4 protein-coding genes are annotated in these 5,604 nt (G+C 58.5%); 2 read left to right on the forward strand and 2 right to left on the reverse strand.

Annotated features, from left to right (window positions below; translation table 11 throughout):
* Window positions 1-430 (reverse strand): TetR family transcriptional regulator (locus MTX35_RS25100; protein ID WP_243597460.1); only part of this gene is annotated, 430 nt, incomplete at its 3' end.
* Between the two features lie 1,112 nt (window positions 431-1,542).
* Entirely contained in the window at window positions 1,543-2,796 is a 1,254-nt protein-coding gene (locus tag MTX35_RS25105; protein ID WP_042940281.1) for a CdaR family transcriptional regulator, read from the reverse strand.
* A 430-nt stretch (window positions 2,797-3,226) separates the two neighbouring features.
* Between MTX35_RS25105 and MTX35_RS25110 the strand changes: the two genes are divergently transcribed.
* Window positions 3,227-4,978 carry an FAD-dependent oxidoreductase gene (locus MTX35_RS25110; RefSeq protein ID WP_068373924.1) on the forward strand — a complete coding sequence of 584 codons (1,752 nt, stop codon included), beginning with the start codon at window positions 3,227-3,229 and terminating at the stop codon, window positions 4,976-4,978.
* Between the two features lie 225 nt (window positions 4,979-5,203).
* A complete protein-coding gene (locus tag MTX35_RS25115; protein ID WP_042926005.1) occupies window positions 5,204-5,524 on the forward strand; it encodes a 2Fe-2S iron-sulfur cluster-binding protein in 321 nt (106 codons plus the stop codon).
* Window positions 5,525-5,604 lie beyond the last annotated feature (80 nt).

Genomic DNA, 5,604 nt, shown 5'->3' on the forward strand with positions numbered 1-5,604 from the left:
CTGCGGCTCGCTCGACAAGCTGGGTGCTGTGAACAGTAATGAGCCGCAGGAGGTCTGCGGATGCGTCTTCTTCTCGTAGCGATCTGACCAATGGGTCACGTTCGGAGACGGCGAAAAACGCAGCCAAACCTCGGCCGAGCGCCAATCTGATATCACCAACGCAAGTGTAGAGTCCATCGTCCACCACACTGACCAGCTGATCGGTCAGTCGTATCGCGTAGCTCTCCGCCACACCGCGCCGGGACCCGAACTCGTTATAGATGGTCTGTCGAGACAAACCGGCTTCCTTCGCGACCTCGGACATGGTCACGGACTTCCAGCTCTGCCGCAGCAGGAGAGCGCTCAATGCGTCTAACGCGGTCGCACGAAGGAGAGTGCTTGCCGCTGTCCGGTAGCCACCATCAGGGCGCGCAGTGTGGACGGAACTCATGAATAGAAGTCTAGGCGCGTTCGGACATTGGTGGTGGGGGATGATGTCGCTGTCGCCAGCGCGTCGATGCTGCCAGAGATGCGACCAGTGGCGTTATCGGCGGGCGAACGAACCAGGCGCAGCGGTGAGCCGAACACCTACGAAGAACTCATCTGTTCTTTCGGTAGGTTTCCCGAGCGGCGTACAGCGAACGCAGAGCATGCAACTCGGCACAACTGCCGGCGTGTGGCGTCAGAAAAGCTCTCCATTGCAGAGGTCGGCTACGCACACCCCTCGTCTGCGTAGCTCGACCTACATCTGGCTGATTTTCACGTCGCGAATATTTCGGCGTTCGATCCGACTCGCGCACCGTGGTAGGTCAACGGATTCCACGAGGGTGCCAACATGAACAGTAGGAGCGGTGTCAATGTGAAGAATGCAAAATCCAGCACGATACCTCGATTTCCACTGCATTCATGGAGGCCTGAAGGGGCCGTCGTCGTGGTGTCGATCGTACTGGATCGGCACCGTTCTGTGATATGTCCAAGTTGGCCAAAGTCGCAAGGAGTCCTTGTTCTTTATGCACAACTCATCCTTCCCTCTTTGACACATGAGGAATGGCTATCGTACAACTAGGTCGTATCGAGTTCGCTCCCGTACTTAAAGGAATCAACCTTGAATCGAGCATTGGACCGTCTCGCAGTTCGTGGTCGGGTGCTGGTCACACCCTGCCAGGGGGAGCCCGAACTGTGGGACTACGAATCCGATCCACCCTACGAGACGGTTGCTCAGCGAGCTGCGCGTCATAAAACTGCAGCGGACTCTTGCATGAAATGTCATATACTGACCGACTGCGAGCAGTATCTTGCTACTGATCCTTCGCCAGTCGGAGTGTGGGCCGGTCGAATCTTGGAGACGTCCGAAGGATCTGTCGAATCAAATGCGGCGAACATTGCGACAAGTGAAGGAATCGAGGGCAAAGAAATGGATATCAATGACCGAATCAAGTCGCTTTCACCGAATGCGGCATTCGATATTCTGATAGCAACAATCGTGAATCAGCATGGCAATGGAGTCTGACGAACGTGGCGCTGGAAACCTGGAAGGTTTGAGCCGGGTCGCAGCCACCCTGCTCAAACCGTCAACCGTGCGTCTACTGAGCCGAGCGGTATGGGTAATTTGAGTACTGTGCTGGGTGTCCACCACGCGGCATCCAGCGCAATCCTGAGGTTCATGAGGATGCCGGCATCGTCCAGCTTGCAACCGCACTCTTTCGCTGCTTGTCGGATGCGGTATTTGACCGTGTTGCGATGGATCGTCATGTCGTGAGCGGTCGCGGTAACGCTACAGTTGTTTGCCAGGTAGACTCGCAAGGTCTCGCGGAGCCAGCGGTTCCGCGCACTGTCCAGAAGCAAGCCTCCGAGTGAGTCTTCCGCTAGATCCCTTAGGCTTTCCGGATCTTCGAGCAGAAGAGTGATGGCTGCAACTTCCTCGAAAGTTACCACCGGACTGATATCGACCTTGCCGTCCGAAACCACGCGGGCCGCGCGCTCTGCCTGCCTGGCTGTCTTCCGAAAACCATTTTCACCACTCTGCACGGTTCCAATTGCTGCTCGAATTCGGCCGTACTTCTGAAGAACGTCTGTAACGCTTTCAAGGCAAATCCTTCCGGCGTGAATTATCGGAAACCAAACCAGGGATCGGGCATCGCCTTTACTGTTGACTTGCGGTCGACCGATCGTACCGAGTCTGACGTTAACGGTATCTACGAGCTGGTGCCAGGACTTGCTCGGGAATGGTTCCCGGTCATTCGTCCAAAACTCAATGGCAATATGGTTTCCTGTGAGATTGTAATATGAATCGATTTTGTATGCGTCCAAAGGATCTGTGCATGATGGCGACATTGCGCGTTCGAGTTCCGTGTTTACAGAACTATTTTCTTCACGTATCTTCGATTTCTCCGCTTCGTATTCTGAACATGCGTCCTGACACACGCGGTCTATGAAGACGGCAGACCTGCTGACCAGATGCGCAAGTTGATTCGCGGCCAACGTGTGCGTAGCTCGCGAGAGCGAGAACAGGACATGCTCAAGAAATCTCGATTGGCCCAGGTGATAAGCGCGGGCGAGCGCCGTCAGCGGGACATGCGTGTGTGCGAGAACGCGAGCATGGCACAGGGCGGCATGCGGAGCTCGCAAGTTGTCGTGCTCAGTCCTGTCGGCCAGGAAGTCGATAGCCGCATTGATGTTGGCTTTCACGCTGGTGTGTAGAAGTCCGGTTGCGTCTGCATTGCCGTTCATTTCATGGATTGATGCACTTATGAATGAAGAGATATTCTCGGTCAACTCTGCCTTCCTGTCCTCCATCTCGTCCACAAGTGTTTCCATCAAATGAGTCGATACCATTTTAGTGTCATACCTACCCTGGTAGTTCAATTCTGGAGCGGCACGCCATTTCGGTGACGATCGCTGCGGATCTAGCTTGTCGATCTCGGGGCTTGCCCCGCCGCCTGTGCACCTCGGCTTCTCGTCAGAGCCCTCCTTGCTGGCTTCTGACGCACCGGCTCCTTTCGGTTCGGCTCGCCGGTGACGGAAGCGTCAGCGGCTTGTGGTTGATGAGCTGCATCACTAGTATCTGTACACGCAGGCTGCATCTGTCAATTAATTGGACAAAAAATTATCGTCTGTATAGTAGTGTGCCCGGGTAGGCAGGCGGTCGGCTTTGGTCTCACCGTCGAGGGGGCGCACTCTTGCGCTGGGGTCCAGGCCCCTGGGGCGAGGAGCAGTTATCCGGTTTGAAGAACCAGAAGGAGACGCCATGGCGACGCCACCGAGCAGTTCAATCGATTACGACGTTCTGATCGTCGGTTCGGGCTTCGGCGGAAGTGTCACTGCGCTGAGGCTGGTGGAGAAGGGGTACCGCGTTGGGATCCTGGAAGCCGGGCAACGCTTCGAGGACAAGGACTTCGCGAAGAACAGTTGGGATCTCAAGCGTTTCCTGTGGGCACCGAAACTCGGTCTGTACGGCATCCAGCGCGTACACCTGCTGCGCGATTGCCTCATCCTCGCCGGTGCCGGAGTGGGCGGTGGATCGCTGAACTACGCGAACACCCTCTACAAGCCTCAGGCGCCGTTCTTCGAGGACAAGCAGTGGGCGCACATCACCGACTGGAGCAGTGAGCTCTCGCCGTTCTACGACCAGGCCACCCGCATGCTGGGCGTGGTGCGCAATCCGCACATGACCCCTGCCGACGAGGTGATGAAGTCGGTCGCCGAGGACATGGGTGTCGCCGACACTTTCATTCAGACACCGGTGGGCGTGTTTTTCGGTGACGAGCCCGGCAAGACCGTCCCGGACCCGTACTTCGGCGGCGCAGGCCCCGAGCGCACCGGTTGCATCGAATGTGGTGAGTGCATGACCGGTTGCCGCCACGGAGCCAAGAACACCCTGTTGAAGAACTACCTCGGCTTGGCCGAGCGCGCAGGAGCCGAGATCGTGCCGATGACGACGGTGTCCGGCCTACGCCCCCGATCCGACGGCACCTGGGATGTCGACACCGAGCGCACCGGCGCTCGGCTCCGCAAGGGCAAGAAGACCTACAGCGCGGCCAATGTCGTTCTGGCAGCCGGTACCTGGGGCACTCAGAACCTGCTGCACAAGATGAAAGACACCGGCGCGCTGCCCAAGCTGTCGGACACACTCGGCGAACTGACGCGTACTAACTCCGAGTCGATCGTCGGAGCGGCCAAATACGAGGTGGACCCGTCGATGAATCTCACGCGTGGCGTTGCCATCACGTCCTCGTTCCACCCCAGTCCCAACACCCACATCGAGCCGTGCCGCTACGGCAAGGGTTCGAACGCGATGGGCATGCTGCAGACCCTGATGACCGACGGCGGAGGCAAGATTCCGCGGTGGCTCAAATTCGTGTTCGCGATGATCGCGCATCCGGTTCAGTTCGTCCGTGTGGTCAACGTCCGGCGCTGGAGCGAGCGCACCATCATCGCGCTGGTCATGCAGAACCTGGACAACTCGATCACCACGTTCACCAAGCGTGGGCCGTTCGGCCGCACGATCTCCAGCAGGCAGGGCCACGGGGAGCCGAATCCGACGTGGATCCCCGAAGGCAACGACGCCACCCGGCGGATTGCCAAGAAGATCGGCGGCCTCGCGGCCGGTACCTGGGGAGAGCTGTTCAACATCCCGCTCACCGCCCACTTCCTCGGCGGCTGCGCCATCGCCTCGGATTCGGCGCACGGCGTCATCGATCCGTACCACCGCGTCCACGGCTACCCGACGCTGAGCGTGGTGGACGGGGCAGCGGTATCGGCCAACCTCGGCGTCAACCCGTCGTTGACGATCAGCGCGCAGGCCGAGCGGTCCGCCGCGCTGTGGCCGAACAAGGGCGAGCTCGATCTTCGTCCGGCACAGGGGCTTCCGTATCAGCGGCTCGATCCCATCGCCCCCAACTCGCCCGTTGTTCCGGTGGACGCTCCGGGTGGACTGAGATTGCCTATCGTCGAGATCCGAAATGGCCATCTGGTCGCCGGTGAGACGGCTTCGCGGTGAAAGAAGTACTTGGTGAGCGCGCATTTCGAAACAGGAGCCCAGCCGCTCGATGCCTTCGTGCGGAGCGCAGAGTTGTCGCAATCCACATCTGGAGTGGACTCAGGTCGGATCTCTGGGGCGAACCGTCTGACCCGAATTCACAAGTTTTTGACTCTACGTAACATGGCCGCCATTCACGTTTGCGGCGACACTGTTATCAATCGCGAAGAAAATTGAGGAGTTGACATGGCAGTTGTAACTTTCGTCGCCCACGATGGTGAGAAGCACGAGGCGGGCTTGGTCGAAGGTCGATCGTTGATGCAGATTGCAACCGACAATGCTGTGCCGGGGATCGATGGAGACTGTGGGGGCGAAACGGCCTGTGGCACCTGCCATGTGATCGTCGACCCGCAGTGGTCAGGAGAGGTGGGTCTGTCCGGTGCCAACGAGGAGGAGATGCTGGCTATGAACCCCGAGCGTGAACCCACGTCTCGGTTGTCGTGCCAGATGGTGGCCTCGGAAGCGTGGGATGGCCTGATCGTTCGAACACCTGAATTCCAATTGTGATGTGTGAAAGGCAGGCACGACAGCATGAAAGTTTCTGAGTCGATCACCGACAAGGTCCAGTCGACCATCCCTATAGGGCT

Source organism: Rhodococcus sp. ARC_M12 (assembly GCF_022810385.1).
GTDB classification, from domain to species: Bacteria; Actinomycetota; Actinomycetes; order Mycobacteriales; family Mycobacteriaceae; genus Rhodococcoides; species Rhodococcoides navarretei.